Origin of the sequence: Rothia sp. HMSC062F03, from assembly GCF_001836905.1 — a bacterium.
Lineage (GTDB): Bacteria > Actinomycetota > Actinomycetes > Actinomycetales > Micrococcaceae > Rothia > Rothia mucilaginosa_A.
Genome location: NZ_KV830862.1, coordinates 70,986 through 92,950, shown reverse-complemented (window position 1 = coordinate 92,950; position 21,965 = coordinate 70,986). Strand labels below are relative to the sequence as shown.

At 62.7% G+C, this 21,965-nt stretch carries 14 protein-coding genes; 5 read left to right on the top strand and 9 right to left on the bottom strand.

The window, feature by feature from the left end; genetic code table 11:
* Nucleotides 1-59: 59 nt before the first annotated feature.
* Nucleotides 60-995 (bottom strand): carbohydrate kinase family protein, encoded by a 936-nt coding sequence (locus tag HMPREF2674_RS02590; RefSeq protein ID WP_070824734.1) that lies wholly within the window; start codon nt 993-995, stop codon nt 60-62.
* Nucleotides 996-1,281: 286 nt separating this feature from the next.
* Here HMPREF2674_RS02590 and HMPREF2674_RS02585 point away from each other — a divergent pair, with 286 nt between their 5' ends.
* Entirely contained in the window at nt 1,282-2,718 is a 1,437-nt protein-coding gene (locus HMPREF2674_RS02585) for a glyceraldehyde-3-phosphate dehydrogenase (RefSeq protein ID WP_049360137.1), read from the top strand.
* Nucleotides 2,719-2,984: 266 nt separating this feature from the next.
* On the opposite strand, the gene HMPREF2674_RS02580 is transcribed toward HMPREF2674_RS02585, so the two are convergent.
* From HMPREF2674_RS02580 to HMPREF2674_RS02560, 5 genes are all read right to left on the bottom strand, one after another.
* Nucleotides 2,985-3,569, bottom strand: coding sequence for an NAD(P)H-dependent oxidoreductase (locus HMPREF2674_RS02580; protein WP_005504206.1), 585 nt, complete (start codon nt 3,567-3,569; stop codon nt 2,985-2,987).
* 119 nt (nt 3,570-3,688) lie between these two features.
* Nucleotides 3,689-4,885 (bottom strand): putative glycoside hydrolase, encoded by a 1,197-nt coding sequence (locus tag HMPREF2674_RS02575; RefSeq protein WP_070824733.1) that lies wholly within the window; start codon nt 4,883-4,885, stop codon nt 3,689-3,691.
* Nucleotides 4,872-6,590 (bottom strand): GT4 family glycosyltransferase PelF, encoded by a 1,719-nt coding sequence (gene pelF / locus HMPREF2674_RS02570; protein WP_070824732.1) that lies wholly within the window; start codon nt 6,588-6,590, stop codon nt 4,872-4,874. The genes HMPREF2674_RS02575 and pelF overlap by 14 nt, the downstream gene beginning before the upstream one ends.
* Nucleotides 6,591-6,679: 89 nt before the next feature.
* Nucleotides 6,680-8,035: a membrane protein gene (locus tag HMPREF2674_RS02565; RefSeq protein WP_049344570.1), complete on the bottom strand. Its 1,356-nt coding sequence runs from the start codon at nt 8,033-8,035 to the stop codon at nt 6,680-6,682.
* A 508-nt stretch (nt 8,036-8,543) separates the two neighbouring features.
* Nucleotides 8,544-13,415 (bottom strand): NAD-glutamate dehydrogenase, encoded by a 4,872-nt coding sequence (locus HMPREF2674_RS02560; RefSeq protein WP_070824731.1) that lies wholly within the window; start codon nt 13,413-13,415, stop codon nt 8,544-8,546.
* A gap of 314 nt (nt 13,416-13,729) precedes the next feature.
* Between HMPREF2674_RS02560 and HMPREF2674_RS02555 the strand changes: the two genes are divergently transcribed.
* Nucleotides 13,730-14,653 carry a shikimate dehydrogenase gene (locus HMPREF2674_RS02555; RefSeq protein ID WP_070824730.1) on the top strand — a complete coding sequence of 308 codons (924 nt, stop codon included), beginning with the start codon at nt 13,730-13,732 and terminating at the stop codon, nt 14,651-14,653.
* A gap of 90 nt (nt 14,654-14,743) precedes the next feature.
* Here the strand turns inward: HMPREF2674_RS02555 and HMPREF2674_RS02550 are convergent, their stop codons facing one another.
* Entirely contained in the window at nt 14,744-16,036 is a 1,293-nt protein-coding gene (locus tag HMPREF2674_RS02550; protein ID WP_070824729.1) for an MFS transporter, read from the bottom strand.
* 214 nt (nt 16,037-16,250) lie between these two features.
* On the opposite strand from HMPREF2674_RS02550, the gene HMPREF2674_RS02545 reads away from it, so the two are divergent.
* Genes HMPREF2674_RS02545 through HMPREF2674_RS02535 form a run of 3 tightly spaced genes read left to right on the top strand, consistent with a single transcriptional unit; the run spans nt 16,251 to nt 19,452 of the window.
* A complete protein-coding gene (locus tag HMPREF2674_RS02545) occupies nt 16,251-17,237 on the top strand; it encodes a glycosyltransferase family 2 protein (protein ID WP_049347514.1) in 987 nt (328 codons plus the stop codon).
* 31 nt (nt 17,238-17,268) lie between these two features.
* The gene (locus HMPREF2674_RS02540; protein ID WP_049344558.1) at nt 17,269-18,264 is read left to right on the top strand and encodes a glycosyltransferase family 2 protein; all 996 of its coding nucleotides are present in this window, start codon (nt 17,269-17,271) and stop codon (nt 18,262-18,264) included.
* A gap of 60 nt (nt 18,265-18,324) precedes the next feature.
* On the top strand, nt 18,325-19,452 hold the full coding sequence (locus HMPREF2674_RS02535) for an acyltransferase (protein WP_070824728.1): 1,128 nt from the start codon (nt 18,325-18,327) through the stop codon (nt 19,450-19,452).
* A 74-nt stretch (nt 19,453-19,526) separates the two neighbouring features.
* Here HMPREF2674_RS02535 and HMPREF2674_RS02530 read toward each other — a convergent pair whose 3' ends face one another.
* Nucleotides 19,527-20,972, bottom strand: a complete 1,446-nt coding sequence (locus tag HMPREF2674_RS02530) for a hypothetical protein (RefSeq protein WP_246826155.1) — start codon at nt 20,970-20,972, stop codon at nt 19,527-19,529.
* Nucleotides 20,973-21,074: 102 nt separating this feature from the next.
* The gene (locus tag HMPREF2674_RS02525) at nt 21,075-21,950 is read right to left on the bottom strand and encodes a glycosyltransferase family 2 protein (RefSeq protein WP_049332308.1); all 876 of its coding nucleotides are present in this window, start codon (nt 21,948-21,950) and stop codon (nt 21,075-21,077) included.
* Nucleotides 21,951-21,965: the final 15 nt, after the last annotated feature.

Sequence of the window (21,965 nt, the reverse complement as noted above, 5' to 3'; positions counted from 1 at the left end):
GGGTGGATATGGCGACGCCGGCGGACAGAGTGAGCTATCCGCCGGCCGCGCGCCATTTATTAGCCGTTCAGAACGGCGACGAGTTCCTCGCGGGTGGGCGGGTTAGCGCCCGCGCGGGAGACGGTGATGCCCGCCGCGGTGGCGGAGAAGTGCAGCAGGTCGGCGATGTCTTCGGCGGCCAGTGCGGCAACCTTGGCGCGAGCCTCGGGGCCGGCAATACCGCGGTCCAGCAGGCCCGCAATAAGAGCCGCCATGAGGGAGTCACCGGCACCGACGGTGTCCGCAACCTCAACGCGGTAGGCGGGCTGGGAAATACCCTCGGGGTATTTCTTGCTGTAGGCGATGGGGCCGTCCTCACCACGGGTAATGACCATCAGCTCGGCACCGAGGTCCAGCCAAGCGCGGGCGGTGTCTTCGAGGGAACGCTCGGGGTAGAGCCACTGCAGATCCTCGTCGGATGCCTTGACCACGCTGGAGAGGGAGACGAACTTTTCAGCCCAAGCGCGGCCCTCGTCAACGTTGTGGATGAGGGTGGGGCGGCAGTTCGGGTCGTAGCTGAGCAGGGCGCTGTCGCGAGCGGCTTCGAAAGCTGCTGCGACCACATGCGCGCCGGGTTCGAGCATGGCGGCGATGGAGCCGGTGTGCACTGCGTCGGAGCTGCGGGCCAGTTCAGCCAGCTCCTCGGCGATAGCGTCCAGGGCCCACTCGATATCGAATTCGTATTCCGCCGCACCGTCGGCACCAATGGTGGCCTGGGCGACGGAGGTTCGCTCCGCGGTGGGTTCGAAGGGCAGCTGCACCGAGGATGCGTTTAGGTGCGCGTTGATGCTTTCACCGTAGGCGTCCGGGCCGTAGTGGCCGACAAAGTTGGTGGGGTGGCCGAGGCGGCATGCGCCAACGGCGACGTTCATGGGGGATCCGCCGGGGTAGGCGTGGGTTTCTCCGCCGTGCTGGTGGACGACGTCTACGAGTGCTTCACCGATTACAGTCAACATGGTTTCAATTCTACTCGGCCAGCCCGTTCGGGAGAGTGCGTTTTTGTGGGGATTTAAAGTGGTTTTGCTTTCCCTTCTGACGGGTTCTGTTGGCTTGCCGTGTGGGTTCACAAACTGCCTTCGGTCTCTTCTGACTTTTAGCCTCAATATCGCTGATTTTGAGGCTCTGGAAGGGTTTGTACGGGTTAGACTTAAACCGACGCCGGGTCTTACGCCCGGCCCGGTATTGACGCGACAGCATCGTCGCGCCTACCCTCCGACAACGAAGTTAGGAAGAAGGTCATACGTGACGACTGCAACCGCTACCTGGGTTAACCGTGAGGCTACCGCAGAGGAGCTGATCCCCCTCATCGGTAAGCTGCACCGCGAGAACGGCGTGGTGCTGAGCATTCACGGCCGCAGCCTGGTCAACAAGTCCGTCATTGAGCTGCTGAAGCTGCACGATTTCGTATCCCACATTGATGGTGCGCCTCTGAACCCCGCGCACTCCCTCGAGCTGGTTCGTGCTCTGACCGAGCTGAACCTGGGCGCTTGCTCGATTAACATCGCTGCCCTGCACAAGGCACACCGTGAGGCTGGCTCCCCCGAGCTGTCCATGTGGCTGCCCGAGCAGCTGGGTTCCTCCGTGAACCACCAGGGTGACCAGCCGAAGGAGCAGGACGTTGTGCTGTACGGCTTCGGTCGTATTGGCCGCCTGCTGGCCCGCATCCTGCTGGAGCGTTCCTCCTCGCCGCTGGGTTCCGGCCTGAACCTGCGCGCCGTGGTGGTGCGTAAGAACGGTGATAAGGACCTGGTTAAGCGTGCTTCCCTGCTGGAGCGCGACTCGGTTCACGGCCCCTTCAAGGGCGTTATTGAGGTGGACGAGGAGAACAGCACCATCATCGCTAACGGTGTTCCGGTTCGCTTCATTTACTCCTCTGACCCGACCACTGTCGACTACACCGAGTACGGCATTAAGGACGCCCTGCTGGTGGACAACACCGGCCGTTGGCGCGACGTTCCGGGCCTGGAGCAGCACCTGAACCGCCCCGGTATCTCTCGTGTTCTGCTGACCGCTCCCGGTAAGGGCGACATGAAGAACATCGTGTTCGGCGTGAACGACGACGTCATCACCGATGAGGACAAGATTCTCTCCGCCGCTTCCTGCACCACCAACGCGATTACTCCGGCGCTGAAGGTTCTGGATGATGCCTACGGTGTTGAGCGTGGCCACGTTGAGACCGTTCACGCGTTCACCAACGATCAGAACCTGATTGACAACTTCCACAAGGGTGACCGCCGCGGCCGCTCCGCCGTGCTGAACATGGTGATTACCGAGACCGGTGCCGCTAAGGCCGTGTCGAAGGCTCTGCCGCAGCTGGAGGGCAAGCTGACCGGTAACGCTATCCGCGTTCCCACCCCGGATGTCTCCATGGCGATCCTGAACGTGAAGCTGACCAAGCCCGCAGGTTCCGCTGAGGAGCTGAACGAGCTGTTCCTCCGTGAGTCCATTGACGGTGCTCTGCGCCGCCAGGTGGGCTACTCGGATTCCCCCGAGGCTGTTTCCACCGACTTCGTGGGTTCCCGCACCGCAGGTGTGGTGGACTCGCTGGCTACCGTGGTGACCGATGACTCCGCGATTGTCTACGTCTGGTACGACAACGAGTTCGGTTACTCCTGCCAGGTGATTCGCGTTCTGGAGCGTATGGGCGGCTACGACGTGCCCTCCTACCCCGCTAAGTAAGCTACCCCAGCTCATCTAGCACACATATAACAAACCCACCGGTACATATAGCCATTTGGCTATATTGCCGGTGGGTTTGTTTATAAGGTTATATACGCAGATGAGCGGTGCCGCGCAGAAGCTCAGAAGAGCTACGCGAGCGGTGAATTACGCCTTACGGCGGTACACCACACCCTGATGCGCCCGCAGCGTGAAGCTCGAAGGCACCGGGCGGTTTGCCGCATCCACCTCAGACATGCTTATGAAGGCATGCAGGCTTAAAACCCTTACGCCTGACCGAAGACCTCGTTGAGGTGGGCAGTATAGTCAGCGAGATACTGTTCGACCTGCGGATTTTTAATCACGTCATAGCAAATAAAGGTGGGCAACTGGGTAGTCCCCATGAACTCATGGGCCTTATGAAAGTGCATATAGAGGGCATCTACCCCGAGTCCCTCAAAGAAGTCGCCCTCCCGGGTAAAAGCTTCGCGAGGCGCGTTCCACGTCAGCGACAGCATATGACGCCGCCCCTGAAGAAGACCGCCCGTGCCGTATCCTTCAGTGGGGCTGACCCTGTGGCGACCATCATTAGCGTACAGGGTACCCGCACCGGCGGTAAACACCTCGTCCATATATTTTTTCACGGTCCACGGCTCGTGCATCCACCAACCGGGCATCTGCCAGATGACCGCATCCATCCACTGGAATTTTTCTACTTCCTGGTGAATATCGTACCCGTCGTCAATCACAGTTTCTCGCACATGATGACCGAGCGCCGATAACGTATCACGGGCTACTTGATGCAGGGTGTGGTTCAGACGACCCGCCGAGTGGGCGAATGCTTTACCGCCGTCAATCAAAAGAATATTCACTGTAGTTCACTCCTTAAACTCAACACCGCGAGAACGGTTGGCTGTATTCCAGCCGCTTGTTCCACAGTACAGGGCTGCTACGCTGTGAAACAGCCCTTAAAATTACCGCTTACGGTAAATTACGCCTTACGGCGGTACACCACACCCTGATGCGCCCGCAGCGTGAAGCTCGAAGGCACCGGGCGGTTTGCCGCATCCACCAGATTAGAGGGAACCTTCACGGTCACATCCTTCGAGCCGGTGTTCAGGGCAGCCCAACCGCGCGTAAAGGTGCGGGTCTGAACCGTTCCCTGAACCACGATGCCGCCCGCGGCATCCCCCAGATCAAAGGTGAGCTCGGGGGCGTGGGGAATCTCGTCGTAGGCGTCATGGTGGGTCGCGCTAATACCGGTGAAGTTTCCCCCACCAAAGACCCAGAAGCCGGCCAGGCCGTAGAGGAAGTTCTCGTCCGTGCCGGTCAGGGGCGACTTCCGGTCGCTCAGGGGGGTGCGCAGAATCGTCACCTTCTTCTGCGTGGAGGCACCGCGCTTCAGGCCGGTGAGGTACACCCCGAGCGACACGTCGCCACCGGAACCGCGCGCAATATCGCGGCCCTGCATCACGGCGTAGGGCGAAGCCAGGTAATCGTTCGGGCCCCAGCCAAGCCACACCTCCTCGAAACCGCCGCCGTAGGCACTGTGGCGTTCCCACTTGCCCCAGCGCAGGCGCGACTCGGCAATATTGGGCACCAGAATCTTGCCGATGCCATTTAGTTCGGCGCCGGCAGAAGCCACCAGGCGGTCCAGGCCCTCACGAATCGTGGTCATAGACTGCACGCCCTGAATGGGCAGATTCAGACCGTAGTAGTCGTTCTCCACGTCGTTATCGCCCATAACGCCGTCGAAGGGCGAGTCGCGCATCTCGCGCACCACTGAATCCACCCAGTACCAGCGGTAGCCGGGGTTCCACACCTGCATCTGATAGTGCTTGGAATAACCCTTCCACTCGATGCGGTCGCCGTTGAGGCGATGCGCAAAGAAATCCTTACCGGAATTCGCCAGCGAGACGGCCTGCGCGAAAGACAGACCCGAGGAGTAGATGGGACCCGGCTCGTAGGAGCGGGTGGAGGACAGGCACTTATAGGCCAGGACCACCATCTGCGGGGCGTGCTTCTTGAGGTAGCGGGCAGCCTCCAGCTCCCAGGGCTGCAGAATCGCCACGGAGTAATTCTTGACCGCAAAGTCGAGCTGCTGCTGGGTGATGGGTTTTCCGCCGTAGCGGACCCAGGCACCAAACTTTCCCGGGCCGCCGAGCCGTTCGAACTTACTCGTCGCCATCGTACTCCGGGGAGAACTCGGGGTCGCGCGGAGGCATCTTACCCAGCTCGCGGTAGATCGTGTTGTAGCGGTCCATGACTAGTCGCAGCTGGAAGAAGCTGACGATACGGTCGTAGGCGTTCACGCAGTAGCGTTCGTAGATGCTGGGCTCCTCCATGAGGGTGCGCAGCGCCGCCGCGAAGCCGTGAATATCGCCGGGGATGGTCAAGATACCGCAGTTACCGATTTCGTGGCCGTCGGGGGCGACCAGCACATCGTCGATGAGCTGGGACATACCGCCCACGTCGGTGCTGACCAGCGGGATGGACGCAGCCATCGCCTCGAGCGCCACAATCGGCTGACCCTCATTGTAGCTGGGCATGAGCAGCAGGTCGAAGCGGTCGAGCATCGCACGCACGTTCACGGTGCCGTGGAAGGTGATGTACTCGCCCATGTTGAGCTCTTCGATGGTGCGCAGGCACAGCTCGTAGTACTCGGGCAGGTGGTCCTTGGGGCCGAGCACATCCAGGTGGAAGTTCACGAGGCCCTGGTCGCGCAGCACCGCGAGGGATCGAATCAGGTCGGTCAGGCCCTTAATGGGCACCACGCGGGCGATGAACACGAAGCGCCACACGTGGCCGCGCCCCTCGGCGAGGATGCGTGCACGGGCCGCCTGGCGGGCGTAGTAGGCCTCGGCAACGGACTCGATGAGCATGCCGTTGGGCAGGATGATCGCACGGTCCTTTTCGCCCTCGTTCATCTGGTCGATGGGCGCACCGATGCCGCGCGCCTCCTCCAGTGCCTTGGGGTACAGGTAGGTGGCCATATCGGCGCTCGGGTAGCAGAAGCGACCCATCTCCAGGAACCAGACGGACCAGGCTCGCTCGTCAAGGGTGATGGGGCCCAGGCCGGGGTGCTCGCGCTCCTCGGCGAGGAAGGCGTAGTCGGTGGTAATCGGCTTCGCCATGTTGCGCTCGAGCTTGGTGTTGATGGTGTCGCGAATGTACAGGTTGTGCTCGGTCAGCAGGAAGCTGGTGCCGTGGTCACGGGCGGCAGCGGCGGCAATGAGAGCCGCGTAGCCGGTGGTGTGGGCGTGGTACACGCGGGCGTGGGGCATCCGCTCGTGCAGCAGCGCAAAGAGGATGGAAACGAAGTCGCGCACCTTCCAGAAGAGCTCGCCGAAGGGAACCTTGCTGAAGAACCCGAGGTTGGCGATAACCTGCATGAACTCGCGGGTACCGAAGAGCCCAAAGAGGTTGTAGGTGCGGGTGGCGGGGTTGATGCCCTCGTCGTAGAGCTTCCAGAGGGGGTTGACGTCTCCGGCGATGAGCGCGTTGAAGCCCTGGATGAGTCGATCAGCCAGCTCTCGACGCTGCGGCATCTTCATGTGCAGGCTGTCGGGATCGCACTCGGCGGCGAAGGCAGCACGGTTGACGTCGAGGCTCAGGTAGATCACCTTAACCCACTTGACGTTCTTGGGCATGCCGTAGAGATCCTCGTGCGGCGAGTTCTTATCCCACGCGATGTGGATAATGCCGAAGGAAAGGTCGGGGTTCTCAGAGACGATATCGTGCACCACCGCGGAGACGCCACCCTTGAGGTAGGGGTAGGTGGACTCCATGATGATGGCGACATCGACATCCGGGTACTCGGGATCGGTGTAGTGCTCTCCGGGCTCCGGAAGCTGCAGGGGAGCATAGTGGTTTCGGTACATCTGTTCAGTCATTGGTTGTGTCTTTCGCGGGCCGTGCTACGTGGTGTGTTCTTGGCCGGGCCCGCAGAACGATGTCTGCGGACCCGGTGTGCGGGCAGGCGTTACCAGGCGAGTGCGCGGCGCCAGAAGAGAGAGTATTCGGGTGATTGCCAAGCCTGACGGTACACCCGGTAGCAGGCGTACGCAAGGACTGCCTCGCCCACGATGATGGGCAGGTATCCGGTCTCGTTCGGCAGGATTGCGAAGCAGATCATGAGCAGAATGAGGTGCGCCGCGGAGAGCACCTGCACGGTCTTGAACATGGTCATGTACTCAATCTGGTAGATAAGCAGGGCGACGGCCACGAAGAGGAACGCGACGACCAGACCCATCAGCGCCAGCGGGAAGGAATCCGGCATGAAGATAAACATCAGGATGCCGGTAATGATGCCGCTACCGATGTAGACGAGTAGCGAGTTGCGAATCGAACGGTCGGAGGCACGGGTGGCCTTATGAGCCTCTTCGCGAACGCGGTTGTAGGGCAGGCGCTCGAACACGGTCCACAGGTACTGAATTGCGTCGTTGACGCGATCGGCCTCTACCACGAAGAAGTAGTTGTAAGCGATCACGGCGGGAATCAGGCTCATGTAAATGGCCACGACGTTAATCTCACCGGAGGTGGCCAGGAAGAGCATGTACTTATCGGCCCAGATGATGGAGCCGGTCAGGAAGCCACGCAGAGCATCCTTTGCGACGTCCTTGAGCGGAATATGCGCAAAGCGGAAGAGGTGCACAAAGTTCTTACCCAGGCCAATCAGCAGGATAAGCGAGCCAACGAGCGGCGGCAGGAACCAGATGATGGGGAAGAAGTACAGGGCCAGGGTGTAGCCGAGCCAGGCGATGAACCAGATAACGCGGTTCTTCGCGAGGTTGGGGATGACCAGCAGCTGCGCGAAGGCAATGTTGAGCACGCCGAGTACGAAGAAGGCACCGACGGCAGTCGCGTTCCACTTCAGTACGAGGGCAACCGGAATTGCGAAAAGCAACACCAGCGGCATGGTCACGAAGAAGAGGTAAATCCAGTTGCGGCTGAACGCGGCCAGGTCGGTAATGTCCTGGAACTGGGGTTCGTTCAGACGCTCGCGGGTAGCCTTCGCCTCGGCACGCTTGAGCTGATTCTCGAGCGTCTCAGCCTGGATGCGCAGGGTTTCGCGGGCATCCGCAATCTTCTTATGCTCCATCTGAATGGCTCGATAGAGCGGCAGGCAGGCGGCCTGGCTAAGCCAGGGCACGGTGATGGATGCAGCCAGAATCACCTGAATCAGGGGCACGCCACCCAAGTTGTACCTGTTGATGGTGGGCGTGACGATGGGGAAGACAGTGGTCAGCAGCGCGACCGGGGAAACGTATAGCAGAAAGTTAATGAGGAGGCGCCACGCGCTAGCGCGCTGTTCCTCGCTACCGTGGTTGGTGGACAACGTTGAAGACTTTCAGTCGAAATAGAGAGTATGCGGGCCCGGCCCGCAAACGGGCCGGAGATTAACGTTGAGTGAGTGATGGTGTCGTGCGTTATGTCGTACAGAGATGGCACCCCTCGCGGCGGCCAGGTGGGCCATCGGATTCGTACCGTCAATGCAAGCCGGATCAGCCTCATCCACCCGAGGGGGTTATTTGGCCGGGCAAGCATCCAAGACATCGCGTGTGGAGCCCCTCCCCTACGCCTAATTTAGCGCGGAGCTTGCGCACGCAACGATGCCGCCGTCATCAATATACTGTACGCGTCAAGCAAAATGTTGAACTTTTATTCAACCCTAACTTGAATTTTAGGCGATTTGGAACACATTTTGCTCTCATGTTCATATGCCGTTAGGTGCATATGCAAGGCATCCCGGCCCCTCCAGCAGGAGGAAGCCGGGATGCTCAATGTACGGTTACCGTACCGCATTCACCGCTGTGCGACGGTACGGCGCGGCTACCGCCTCGCGTTTAGGATGCGCTAGCGAGGGTGCGCAGGGCCACGGAGACCACAGCCAGTCGCGGGTGACCGGTTGCATCCGGAGCTGCCTCAGCAATCTCGTCGAGGATGCGGTCGATGTTACCCACACGGGTCGGGTGCTCCTCAATCCAGCTGGCCAGAGCCTGCTGTGCACCGTCCACGGTGGAGAAGTCACCCTTCGCGCCTTCAGCCACGGACAGTGCCAGCTCTGCGGCGGTCTCGTAGAGGGCACCGCGCATTGCCTGGCGTGCCAGAATCTCCCAGCGGTCGCTACGGGGCAGCTCGGTGATAAGGCCGAGCAGCTCGTCCACCTTGAAGCGGTCGTAGGTGGCAAAGTAGACCGGTGCCAGCGAGGTTGCCTCGAAGTCGTGATCGGCGGCCGAACGAATCACGTCCAGCAGGGCGTAGCCCTCGAAGCCGCGGATCCAGATGACAATGAGCTCCTCGGGCAGGCCCCATGCCTCGCCTGCGTCGCGCTTTGCACGAACACGGTCGCGGGAGCTGCCGGAGAGGTACTCGGGCAGGTTGCGACGCATCTCGACGACGGAACCGAAGTTCTCGAGCAGCTCGGAGATGGTTGCGCCGGCAACCACGCCACGCTCGGTGATGAACCAGCGGACTGCACGGTCCAGAACGCGCTGGTTGTCGCGCAGCACGGTGAACCATGCATCCAGCGGGGTCTTCGGGGACAGCTCGCTGTGCAGCTTAGCGGCGGTGCCGAGCTCGAAGAGCTCGCGGGCCACGATGAAGGCGCGGGCGACGGAGTCGATACCGACGTTGAACTCCTCCATGATGCGGTACGCGAAGGTGATGCCACCAATGTTGACCAGCTCGTTGGCCACGCGGGTGCAGATGATTTCCTTACGCAGCGGGTGCGAGTCCAGGTGCTGACCGAAGCGCTCGACGAGTGCTGCCGGGAAGTAGCTGCGCAGCACGCCCTCCAGGTAGGGGTCGTCCGCGAAGTCGGTCTGCTCCAGGGCGTGGGTGAGGTAAATCTTCACGTACGCAGCCAGGACAGCCAGCTCGGGGCGGGTCAGGCGGTCACCGGTGGTCTCCAGGCGCTCGTCCAGCTCCTCGTCGGTGGGCAGGAACTCGACGGCGCGGTTCAGGCCGGCGTGCTCCTCCAGGTCGTGCATGAGGCGCTTGTACAGGTTGGTGCCCAGGAAGGAACCGTGGAACTCGCCCTGCAGCAGTACGTTCTGGTTGACGTTGGTCTCGAGGACCTTGCCGCCAACCTCGTCCTGCAGGGACTCGATGAAGGAGGCGCGCTCCTCGCTGGAGAGCTCACCGCGAGCCACGAGGCGGTCCACCAGGATCTTGATGTTGACCTCGCGGTCACTGGTCTCCACACCTGCGGAGTTGTCAATAGCGTCGGTGTTGAGGATGACGCCGTTACGTGCGGCCTCGATGCGGCCCAGCTGGGTGAAGCCGAGGTTACCGCCCTCGCCCACGATCTTGGCGCGCAAATCCTTGCCGTTGACGCGCAGGGCGTCGTTAGCCTTGTCGCCTACCTGTGCGTTGGTCTCGGTGGAGGCCTTCACGTAGGTACCGATACCACCGTTGTAAATCAGGTCGACCGGTGCCTTGAGGATGGCGGAAATCAGCTCGGTCGGTGCGAGCTCGGTGACGGACTCGTCCAGGTCCAGAACCTCGCGCACCTCGGGGGTGATTTCGATGGACTTCAGGCCGCGGGAGTACACGCCACCACCGGCGGAAATCAGCTCGCGGTTGTAGTCCTGCCAGGAGGAACGGGGCAGGTTGTACAGGCGCTGACGCTCCTCGAAGGAGACGGCTGCGTCCGGGTTCGGGTCCAGGAAGATGTCGCGGTGGTCGAACGCTGCGACCAGGCGGGTTGCCTTGGAACGGAGCAGACCGTTACCGAACACGTCACCGGACATGTCGCCGATACCGACGGCGGTGAACTCTTCGGTCTGAGCGTCGTGGCCGAGCTCGGCGAAGTGACGCTTGACGGACTCCCAGGCACCGCGTGCGGTGATGCCCATTGCCTTGTGGTCGTAACCGACGGAGCCGCCGGATGCGAAGGCGTCGCCCAGCCAGAAGCCGCGCTCGAGGCTGATAGCGTTCGCGGTGTCGGAGAATGCAGCGGTACCCTTGTCCGCTGCGACCACCAGGTAGTAGTCGTTCTCGTCGCGTGCGATGACGCCCTCGGGGCGAACGACGGTCTCGGAGCCGTCGGTGCCAACCTCAAGGTTATCGGTGACATCCAGCAGGGAGCGGATGAAGACCTTGTAGGACTCGCGGCCCTCGGTGATCCAGGCGTCGCGATCCACGGCGGGGTCGGGCAGCTGCTTGGGGTAGAAACCGCCCTTTGCGCCGGTGGGGATGATGACAGCGTTCTTCACCATCTGAGCCTTGACCAGGCCCAGAACCTCGGTGCGGAAGTCATCGCGGCGGTCGGACCAGCGCAGGCCGCCTCGTGCGACGTCGCCGAAGCGCAGGTGGACACCCTCGACGCGCGGGGAGTAAACGAAAATCTCGAACTTGGGGCGCGGCAGGGGTGCGAAGTCAATCTGCTGCGGTGCAACCTTGATGGCGAATGCCTCGCGGCCCAGGTAGGCGTTGGTGCGCAGGATGGCGCGAATAACCTTGCTCAGGGAGCGCAGGTAGCGGTCGGCGTCCAGGGTGGGAATCTTGTTCAGTTCCTCAACCAGGGCCACCTCAATCTCTTCGCGGCGTGCGTTGCGCTGCTCGTCGTTCAGGCCGTTGTTCGGGTCGAAGCTGACGTTGAAGAACTCCACCAGGTGCTTGGTGATGCCGGGGTTGGCGAGCAGGGTGTTCGACATGAACGAGGGGGTGTAGCCCAGGCCCAGCTGAATCAGGTAGTGGTTCAGGGCGCGGAACAGGCGTACATCCTGCCAGGTGAGGCCCTCGGAGAGAATCAGGCGGTCCAGAGTATCGGACTCGCGCTCACCGAGCAGGTAGGCGTTCAGGGCATCCTCGTAGAGGGATGCGACGGCGTTGGGGTCCACGCCCTCGGGGAACTCGACCCCGAAGTCGTAGAGGTAGCCGTACTCTTCGCCGTCCTCAGGCTTGAACTCGTAGGGCTTCTGATCCACAACGACCAGGCCCATGTTCTGCATCACCGGCAGGAGCTCGGTGAGAGTGTGAGGTGCGGACAGGTAGGTCTTCAGTCGGGTAGTGTTGGCTTCGCCGGCTTCAACCTTGATTGCGGCGGGCTTCTTGCCCGAGAGAGATTCAAGAATCACGATATCCTCGATTGCTTGTTCTACTGTGTAATCGGCTCGGTAAGCTGCGCTGCTTGCGTCGGCCCAGGCTGACGCGAGTCGGCGGCCTTCCGCACCGGGTTTCCATGCCTCAATGGCAGCTGCGGTGGATTCCACCCAGGAGCGAGTGACCCGCTGCATCTGCTTTTCGAGAGCTTGATAATCCGTGGTCGGCACATCGTTGGGGTTGGTGAGCCGAATACGGAAGAATAGGCGGGCCAGCGACGAGGAGGACAGGTACACCTCGTAGTCGATGGCACTCAAATCAAATTCCTGTCGGAACACCCGCTCGATGCGGTACCGCACGTCAGTGTTGTAGTGATCGCGGGGCAGGTACACCACGGCGGTAATGAACCGATTAAATCGATCCGCGCGCAGGAAGAGACGGGTCTTGCGGCGCTCCTCCAGGCCCATGATGCCGCTGAACGTCTCGGTCAGCTCGTTGACCGAGGCCTGCAGCAGCTCCAAGCGCGGGTAATCTTCCAGCGCCCCGAGCAGGGCCTTATCCGAGTAGGAACCGGGGTGGTAACCCAGGCGGCGGCGCACCATGGCGATTCGCTCACGCACCAGGGGAGTCTCGATGGCGGGTAGCGAGTAGGCCTGCCGGGTAAACAGGCCCAGAATCACGTACTCACCGATGACGCGGCCGCTCATATCGAAGCGGCGCACACCAATGTAGTCCAGGTAGTCGTTGCGGGCCACCGTGGAACGGGAGTTAGCCTTCGTGATGTACACGGGGCGGGGGAAGAGAGCTCGGTCCAGGGTGTCGCCGGAAAGCGGGATGCGACTCTTGCCCTCGGTCGAACGCAGGATGCCGAGCGCCGAACCGGGGCGGTCCACCAGGGCGATAGCGCCGGAGGTGCCGTCAAGCACGCGCTCCTTAACGCCCATAAACACGAAGTTGCCTCGGGTGAGCCAGCGCAGGAAGTCCTGCGCAACCTCCACGCGGGAGGCGGGCTCCACACCGTGCGGGTTGGCGGCGTAGGATTCCTCGCCGTGGCCGAGGGTGGCGCCGCGCAACTCGTACATGGCCTGGGAGATGTCGAAGACCGCGGTGACCATGCCCTCCAGGTCGGTGTAGCAGGCGTACACATCGGCGAGCACGCGACGCACCTCGTGCTCCAGCAGGCGCAGGTCGTCTTCGTTCAGGTAGCGGGTCAGGCGAATCGCAATCCAGGATTCAATGGTGACCGTGGACCCCTCGGGAGCACCCTCGGAAAGCTGCAGGGAGGGCATACCGACGGCGGCGGTGTCGCCGCTGGCCAGGTTGGCTCGGTTGCCGGTGCCGCGCAGGCTGATGAGCTTGCCATCCGTATTGCGTTCGGCAAGGAAGATGGGGTGGAAAATCGCGAGGAATCCGCCGAAATGCGCCGAAAGATAGGCGGTCAGGGAGCTTACGATATGGGGCATGTCGTCCGTGGCGACGTACAGCGTGGTGTTGTAGTCATCATTGCGCGCGGCAACGACGGGCGTCTTGGGGGCGCGGATTTCAGCTAGCGCACGATGGGTGCGAGCCAAATCCTCTAATTCTGCCGGGGTGAATTCTTCACGCTCATCGTCAGGACTGTTCAGAAAATACTGCTCGATCCATGCATCGGCGCCAGCGAAGCGTGCCATAGCCTTGTCAGTCGTTGACAATCTATCCTCCGAAGGTAGGTATCACTTCACTGTGACGGTGTCTGTGCAACTCCACGCGGGTCGCGCGGACGGCACCACCCAAATGGGTTATATCCAGCTTATACCCTTACCGGTGAAGATGTCAGATATATTCGCCATATTCGCTCGACGGGCCCAAAATCTTATCGAAAAATACTCGCTCCGCACCTCTGCCCCCTCGCCCGACGGCTCGACGGGGCGGTTCGGCGGGGTTACCCGTGAAATTGTCCGGCCCCCGGTTCCCCTCCCCCGGCGCCGACCCGTAGAGTGAAACCATGAGTTTGCGTACTGAATCTTTCCTGGTGGGCCTCATCGGCGATGGCATCACCTCTTCCCTCACCCCTCCCATGCACGAGGCCGAGGCCGACGCGCACGGGGTGCGCTACCTGTACCGCCCCGTCGACCTGGACGCCCTGAACCTGGACGGCGCATCCGCACCGGCGCTCCTGGATGCGGCGGCGCTGCTGGGCTTTAACGCCTTCAACATCACGCACCCGTGCAAGCAGTCCGTCATGGAGCACCTGCACGAACTCTCGGATGCGGCGCGTGCCCTGGGCGCGGTCAATTGCGTGGTGATCCGCGAGGACGGCACGTTCTACGGGGACAACACGGACTATTCGGGATTCATCGCGGGGCTGAAGCGCGGCCTGCCGCAGGTGGCGGAGGACCCGGCGCGCCTGGAGCACGTGGTGCAGTTGGGTGCCGGCGGTGCCGGTAGCGCCACGGCGTACGCCCTGTGCCGCCTGGGGGTGCAACGCCTGAGCCTCTTCGAGCGTGACGCGGCGAAGGCGCAGGGCCTGGCGGAGCAGCTGGGCGGGCTCTTCCCGCAGACCCGGATCGAGGTACTGACCGACGATACGCGCCTTATTGAGGCTCTACTGGAGGCTCAGGGTTTAGTGAACGCGACCCCGGTGGGCATGCACGTGCATCCGGGCATGCCGCTGAGTGAGTCGGTGCAGACTGCCGGGGTGTTGCGCGAAGACCTGTGGGTCGCGGATGTCATCTACCTGCCGCAACAGACGCAACTGGTGCGCGCGGCGCGGGCCGCCGGTTGCGAGGTGCTGACGGGTGGCTACATGGCGGTGGGCCAGGCGGTGGATGCATTCCGCCTCTTCACCGGACTGGAACCGAACGCCGAGCGTATGGCGGCGCATTTTGAGGCGCTGATTGCGGCCCAGCAGGGGGTAACTAACGCCTGAAACGCCAGAGCATAGAATACGGGTGGGGCTGGATAGCTAACTATCCAACCCCACCCGTATTTATTCTACATACAGAATATATTGCGTGGGCTATGCATCCAGCTCAGCCAGGGACTTCTTGTAACCCTCGCGAGCGGTGAGTGCACCCAGCGCCACGAGCACGCACATGGCGACCGTGAACGCGGCGGGCAGCACCGCGTTATGCAGGTCGGCGCCGGCGAGGCTCGTCGCCACGGCGGGGGCAACGCCTCCAGAAATTGCGAAGCCAATCTGGGTTCCGAGCGCCAGGCCAGTCACGCGCACGCGGGTCGGGAACATCTCCGCGTAGAAGGCGGGCCACACGCCGTTCGCCATGGAGTATAGCGCGCCGTGCATGAGCACGCCGTAGACAAAGATGCCCACCCAGTTACCCTCGGCAATCGCGCCAAGGTACGGGAACATCACCAGTGAGGAGGCCACCGCGCCGGTGATGAACACGGGCTTGCGGCCAACCTTATCGGCAAGCATGGCGGCGAGCGGAATCGCAACCAGACCGAGAGTATTCGAGGCGACCGGCACCAGCAGCATGGTGCTTCGGTCGAGGCCGTAACCCTTGGTGGCGAAGGACAGCGCAAAGGTCGTGAAGACCATGTTCACGGTGTTAACCATGGCGCACACAGCAATGGTGAGCACGGCACGCTTGTGGTGCTTGAAGACCAGCACGAGCGGGGGCTCGGTGAGCTTCTCGCGCTGCAGGTAGGCGGGCGGCTCGGAGAGGGTGCGGCGAATCAGCCAGGCGGTAATCACCACGAATGCGGAGAGCCAGAAGGGTACGCGCCAGCCCCAGGTGAGCAGGTGCTCATCCGGCAGGGCCGCGAAGGGGATGAACACGGCGGTCGCCAGCAGAGATCCGAACTGGGTGCCCTGCAGGGTCCAGCTGGTGGTGAAGGCGCGCTGGTGCTCGTGGGCGTGCTCCAAAGAAATGGAGATGGAGCTTGCCTGCTCGCCGGCGGCGGAAAGGCCCTGAAGCATACGGCAGGCCACCAGCAGGATGGGTGCAAGAATACCCGCCTGGCTATAGGTCGGCAGGCAGCCGATGGCAAAGGTCGCGCTACCCATCAGGAAGAGCGTGAGCATCAGGACGAATCGGCGGCCGTAACGGTCACCGAGGGGGCCGACGATCATAGCGCCGAAGGGACGCACGACGTAGGCAACACCCACAACGACCATGGACTTGAGGATGCCGATGGCGGCGGTGTCCTCGGAGAAAAAGATGCGGTTGAGCACAATTGCGGCGGCGGTGCCGTAGACGGCGAAGTCGTAGTATTCGAGGGCGGAGCCTATCCAGCTGGCGAGGGCAGCTCGTCGTGGTGATCGGGCGGGCGCGTCGGTGCGTCGGCTCATGCGCGGCTCCTTCGGTGGTACACCTGGCGGGTGGTGCGGGGTGGGCAACCCCTCGGTCATTAATGTGCCCTTCCAGTCTAGGAAGCACCCCATGCGTTTTCCATAGGGTTACCTAAGTTCCCAGAGTGTGAAGCTGGAATAGGGGTCAGATGCTCCTAGCCCCCGTATGATGTATCTATATGTAATTCCGTCATCAATGCTCCAAAGGGGTACCATGTCATCACCGCGCACCAGCATCATCATGCCGGTCTACAACACGGCTGATAGCGTCGTCGCCGCAATTGAATCCGTTCTGGCGCAGACCGACCCCGACTTTGAGCTGCTGGTGGTGATTGACGGCTCCCCGGATCGCTCCTCCCGGGTAATTCGCGAGTTCCTGGAGGGCAACCCCGATCCCCGCATCCGCCTGTTCGACAACGAACGGAACGCCGGCGTTTCCGCGGCACGTAACCAGGGCCTGGATGAGGCTCGCGGCGAGTGGATTGCCTTCATCGACTCCGACGACACGTACCGTCCCGAGTTCCTGGAACGCCTGCACGCTGCGGCGGCGCGTACCGGCGCGGATGTGGCAACCTGCGGTCACACCATCCACCGGGCGGATGGCTCCACCCTGGACCGCCCGCAGAACTCCCCCGGCACCTACACGGGCCGCGATATTGCGATTAACTACCTGCAGGACCGCTTCACGGGTTTCACGCCCGATAAGATTTTCCGCGCCTCGCTCTTCTCGTCGGTGCGCTTCGCGACCGATATTCACCGCGCGGAGGACGCCCTCGCCGTCTTCCAGTGCCTCATGCAGGCCAAAACTCTCGAGGTGATTCCGGATTGCCTCTACGTGTACTACATGGGTGCCGAAGGCCTGACCTGGGGCCGCGTCACCCCTGTGGAGGAAAGTATTCGCCACACCCGCTACATGCGCCAGGCCGGTGCCGAGCTGCTCTCCACGAAGGAGGGACGCCGCGCCCTCAACACATCCTCGGCCGTCACCTACCTCAACAACGCCCAGCAGGCGCTCATGAGCGATAGCGCCGACTCCGCCGCGGTAATTCGTGAATGTCGCCGTCAGATTAGGTGGGAATGGGTCGGCCAGGCCCTACTTTCGAGCCCCGTGATGGGTGCGGCGAGCCTGCTGTTGAAGCTCTCCCCCGCCCTGTACCGCACCCTGTACGGCGTGTACGTTCGACGCGCCTACGGCATGTAAGTCCTCCGCACTCCCTCAAGGTTTTATGCACATGTCTTCCACCCCTCGCACGAGCATTATCATGCCGGTCTACAACACCGCCTCCACCGTCATTGCGGCGATTGAGTCGGTGCTGGCGCAGACCGACCCCGACTTTGAGCTGCTGGTCATGATTGACGGCTCCCCGGACGATTCGGCGCAGCTGATTGCAGACTACCTGCAGCGGAACCCGGACGAACGCGTGCGCGTGTTCGACAACCCCGAGAACCGGGGCCCCTCCGCGGTGCGCAATCAGGGCCTGGATGCGGCGCGCGGCGCATGGGTGGCGTTCCTCGACTCCGACGACACGCTCTACCCCACCTTCCTGGAGCGGCTGCACCACCACGCGGAGCGCACGGGCGCGCAGGTGGTCAATTGCGCCCACACCATGGTGGCAACCGACGGCACGACCACGCAGCGCCTGAAGGGTGCCCCCGGCACCCTGACCGGGCAGCAGGCGGCCTTCGCTCTACTCAAGGACGAGCTGTCCCCCTACCCGTGGGATAAGCTCATCGAGCGTTCCCTACTGGAAGGCGTCTACTTCCCGGAGGATATTCGCCGCGCCGAGGATGAGTGCGTCATCCTCGACTGCTACCTGCGAGCGCAGAGCGTGACCGTCATCGACGAGCCGCTCTACGCCTACGCGGTGAACGCCGGAAGCCTGACCTGGAGCCGCATCACTCCCCTGGCCGAGACCCGCCGCCTGCTCGACTACTTCGCGAAATCCCTGCAGCGCACGAGCACGTACCACCTGCCCGAAGGTCAGGAGGCGCTGACCGTCGCCCGGGTTCTTGCGTACCTGAATAACGCCCAGCAGGCGCTCATCGTGGGCGGTGAGGATGCTCCGGCAACCCTCGCCGGGTGCCGTCGCGGTTTCTCGGTGCGCGATGCGCTACTCGTCCTCCGCCGACGCCCGGTCTTCGGTGCCGCCGGCCTGCTCCTGAAGACCAGCACGGCCCTGTACCGGGTTCTCTACGGCGCGTACGTCAAGCGGGTCTACAACATTTAGGTTTCACGCCCCGACTCCGGGGTTCTCTCTCATCACACTCACCCAGATTGGAGCAAATCTATGTCCTCTCTGCCTGCATCGGCGCAGGTGGCGTCCTCTCCCTCCGAGGATGCCCAGCCCGACGGCCGACCGGCTCGCGGGTCCACCGCGCACCGCCCCAAGCCCGGGCGAAAGGTGTACCTGGACTGCATTAACGTCCTCGCCATCATCGGCGTCGTCGCCCTGCACAACCGGTTCAACTACCGGGTGGATTACGATTCGCCGGGCTGGGTCCTCGAGAATATCCTCTCGGGTACCGCGGTTGCCGCCGTCCCCCTCTTTTTCATGGCCTCCGGCATCACCCTCCTCAACTTCACCGAGCGGGAGAGCGTCGGCACCTTTTACAAGAAGCGCTTCACGAAAATCCTGGTTCCCCTGCTGATTTGGGGGCAGATTTACCTCTTCGCGCGTAGCTGGTTCACCCATACTCCCCTGCCAAAGGGTGAGGAGATTCTGGCTGTACTGCTGGCACCGAGCACCGTGGGCGTGACCCTCTGGTACCTGGAGGCGCTCATCGGCGTGTACCTGGTGCTCCCCATCTTCTCCTACGCCCTGCGTGGTGCCGGCGAGAAGAAGGTGCGCCTGGCGTGGCTCATGGCCGTGCTGGGGCTTTTCATGCCCATCGCGACCACCACGGTGCATAAGATTAACCCGCACATTATGCCTGAGTTCACCGCCCCTATCGTGGGGTACGTGGGCTTCTGCTTCCTGGGTTATGCGCTGGCGAATACGAGCTTTAGCCTGCCGTGGCGCCTCGTCATCTACGTGCTGGGTGTTGCCGGTTCCCTGACGCACATCCTGTACGGCCCCTACCTGACCCTGAACCACCACGGCCTTGAGAGTCTGGCGATGTCGTATCTGTCCATCCCGACGATTTTCTGGGCCTCGGCGGTCTTCGTGTTCTTCAAGTCTCTGCCACTGAATCGTCTGCCGCAGGCGGCTCAGACGGGTCTGCGTAAGCTGTCGGCGCTGACCTTCGGCGTGTACCTGATTCATCTGCTGATTATTCAGGGCCTCGCAGCCTACGGCTGGCCGCTGGTGGATTACCGGCTGGAGGCTCCCTACGCTCTGATGGTGTGGGCTTCCTCGCTGATTCTGGTGTGGCTGCTGCGGTGGATTCCGCCGGTCCGCAAGTGGCTGGTGCCCTAGCCGGCTATCCGCTCCGCAACGAAAACGGGAGGGGCGCGTACGTGACGTACGTGCCCCTCCCATAAGTTTTAAAGCTACTCGGCGCGAGTTTCCTCCGCGCGGGAGGCCATGGACACACCCACCATGTGCACCACGAAACCGCAGACCGGGCCGACCGCCAAAGCCACCACGGCGCGCGGCACCAGCGGTGCGGGCAGCAGGAACGCCAGGCCCAGGGTTACCACCGCGGCAACCACCCAGCCAGCCAGGTAGATGCGGTGCTGGTTCACCGCAAGCGCCATATTGCCCGAGAGGGTCATGAGCGCCAGCAGCGCGGAGGCAAACACCAGCGCACCCAGGGAGAGGCCGGAGGCGGCCGCCTCGTACGCGGACTCGGTTCCTGCGGCAGGCGGGTAAATCAGGCGGAAGAGCAGCGGACCCACCAGGTAGGCCGCCAACGCGCCCACAGCACCCACCGCCACCACCGCGGCGGCGGGCTTAATGAACGCCGCCACGGGGCGGTGACGCTGCTTCAAGAAGGCAGAAACCGCCACGCCCTGAAAGGCCTGCAGGGGAATCATAATCGGCGAGCGCGTAATGGAAATCGCCAGAATCAGGGTGCCCAGCACGACCGGTTCGCTCTCCGCGGCGCCACTGGCCTTCAGTACGTTCGGGAAGCCCATCATCAGCATCGCTGCGGCGGCAGAGGACAGGAACGACCAGAGGATATTGACCGTCAAACGGCCCGCGGGCACATCCGCGCGGGCAACCCACAGGCGGCGGCCCGAGAACGTCACGAGCGCCAGGATGAGCCACAGACCCATCGGAATGACCGTTGCCACTTCAAGACCCGCCAGGGAAGGAATGAGTAGGGCCACCGCAAGCATGAGGAGGAGGCGCCCGGCAGATTCCAGGCCACCGACCGTCGCGAAAAGGTACCAGCGGTCCTCACCGGCGGCCACACCGCTGATGGTCGCCTGCAGGGCGTAGAGGAACACGCCCACGGCCATGACGGTCACGCCCACCGCCGCCGAATGTGGAATCTGCTGACCCGCCCACAGCGGAGAACTCACCAGAACCAGCGCACCGGCGACAGCGCCGAGCGCGGCCGCAACCGTCACCACGCGGGCACCCTGCGGTGCGGGCGCCCCGACGGATACGGGGTGGGCGGATGCTACCCCGTCAGCTGCAGCGTAAGTGCGCGCCGTACCCACCGCGCGGGTAATCTCCGGCTGAAGGCCGGTAATAACACCCGTCACCGTGAAAAGCGCCGACCAGAAGAGCAGGAACTCCGTCAGCTCCGACCCGGTCAGGGCGCGCTGAGCAATCATGGTCACGACCAGCGTGGACGCCGCCGCCAGCACCGACGATCCCAGCAGCGCCAGGGACTGGTAGCGGTTGACCGTGCCCGAAGGCTGGGTTTCCGCAGTGTCCCGGGTTTCCGCAGTGTCCCGGGCATCCGCGGGTTCTTGAGGCTGAGTCTCTCGAGAGTTCCGCTCCCGTGCCTCGCCTGCATCAGGATTCTGTACCGGCTCGCTCACCGCGTCCTCCTCGCTCCTAGCTGTCACTCAACCAATCATTCCATACGCAGATGCGCCGCACATCCACCGTAGGATGTACGACGCATCGCACACGTATAGGGTTTACTTCACCACGTGCTCGGCAAGGTTCTTCACGCCCTGCCACTTCTTCGCCAGGGCCGCCTTCGGCAGCAGGGTCAGCGCGTGAGCGCGCGAGGAGAAGCGAATACGAGCCACGCGGGCGGCCTTCTTCCAGCCCAGGGCGCTCATCTCTTCGACCATGGTGTTGTAGTAGCGGCGCTCCTCCTCGAAGCGGGTGCCCTCCAGGGCACGCCAGGACGAGTCGGAACCACCGTGACGGCGGTACATGAACGCGACCTGCGGGTCGTAGTACAGGGAGCCGCCGCGCATCGTGATGTCCAGAATCAGCGCCATGTCCTGGATGACGTTCAGGCCCTCACGGAAGCCGGTGCCCACGATGGCGTCCGCACGCCAACCCAGGGACGGGAAGTAGAACCACGCGCCGCGCAGCAGCGAGACGGCCAGCTCTTCGCCCTTCAGCACGGCCTCACCCTTGGGGCGGTAGAACGCCTTAGTCTGCTCCACCAGGGTGTTCGACAGGCCGTTGTGCTCGTCGATGACGACCACGCCGGGCTGGAAGATGGAGGCCTCGGGGTGCTTAGCCGCCGCATCCACGAGCCACTGCACGTAGTTGGGGAGCATGACGTCGTCGGCACCCATGACGGTGACCAGTTCGTTCTCCACGAAGGTCAGGCACTTGCGGTAGTTTGCGTTCGCACCCAGGTTGGTTTCGTTGCGCATGTAGGTGATGCGCTCGTCCTTCAGGGACTCGAACCAGCCGGGAATCGAGTCGTCCGGGTAGCCGTCATCCACCACGATCAGGCGCCAGTCCGGGTTGGTCTGACCGACCACGGACAGCACGGCCTGCTTCATCATGGCAACGTCGCCGTAGTACGGGAACAAAATATCAACGGTCATGGGGTATTACTCCAA

Coding starts and splice junctions, on each gene's coding strand:
- HMPREF2674_RS02560 (WP_070824731.1), bottom strand. CDS start 13,415: ATGGCACGCTTCGCTGGCGCCGATGCATGGATCGAGCAGTATTTTCTG.
- HMPREF2674_RS02550 (WP_070824729.1), bottom strand. CDS start 16,036: ATGAGCCGACGCACCGACGCGCCCGCCCGATCACCACGACGAGCTGCC.
- HMPREF2674_RS02525 (WP_049332308.1), bottom strand. CDS start 21,950: ATGACCGTTGATATTTTGTTCCCGTACTACGGCGACGTTGCCATGATG.
- HMPREF2674_RS02540 (WP_049344558.1), top strand. CDS start 17,269: ATGTCTTCCACCCCTCGCACGAGCATTATCATGCCGGTCTACAACACC.
- HMPREF2674_RS02535 (WP_070824728.1), top strand. CDS start 18,325: ATGTCCTCTCTGCCTGCATCGGCGCAGGTGGCGTCCTCTCCCTCCGAG.
- HMPREF2674_RS02590 (WP_070824734.1), bottom strand. CDS start 995: ATGTTGACTGTAATCGGTGAAGCACTCGTAGACGTCGTCCACCAGCAC.
- HMPREF2674_RS02575 (WP_070824733.1), bottom strand. CDS start 4,885: ATGGCGACGAGTAAGTTCGAACGGCTCGGCGGCCCGGGAAAGTTTGGT.
- HMPREF2674_RS02555 (WP_070824730.1), top strand. CDS start 13,730: ATGAGTTTGCGTACTGAATCTTTCCTGGTGGGCCTCATCGGCGATGGC.
- pelF (WP_070824732.1), bottom strand. CDS start 6,590: ATGACTGAACAGATGTACCGAAACCACTATGCTCCCCTGCAGCTTCCG.
- HMPREF2674_RS02545 (WP_049347514.1), top strand. CDS start 16,251: ATGTCATCACCGCGCACCAGCATCATCATGCCGGTCTACAACACGGCT.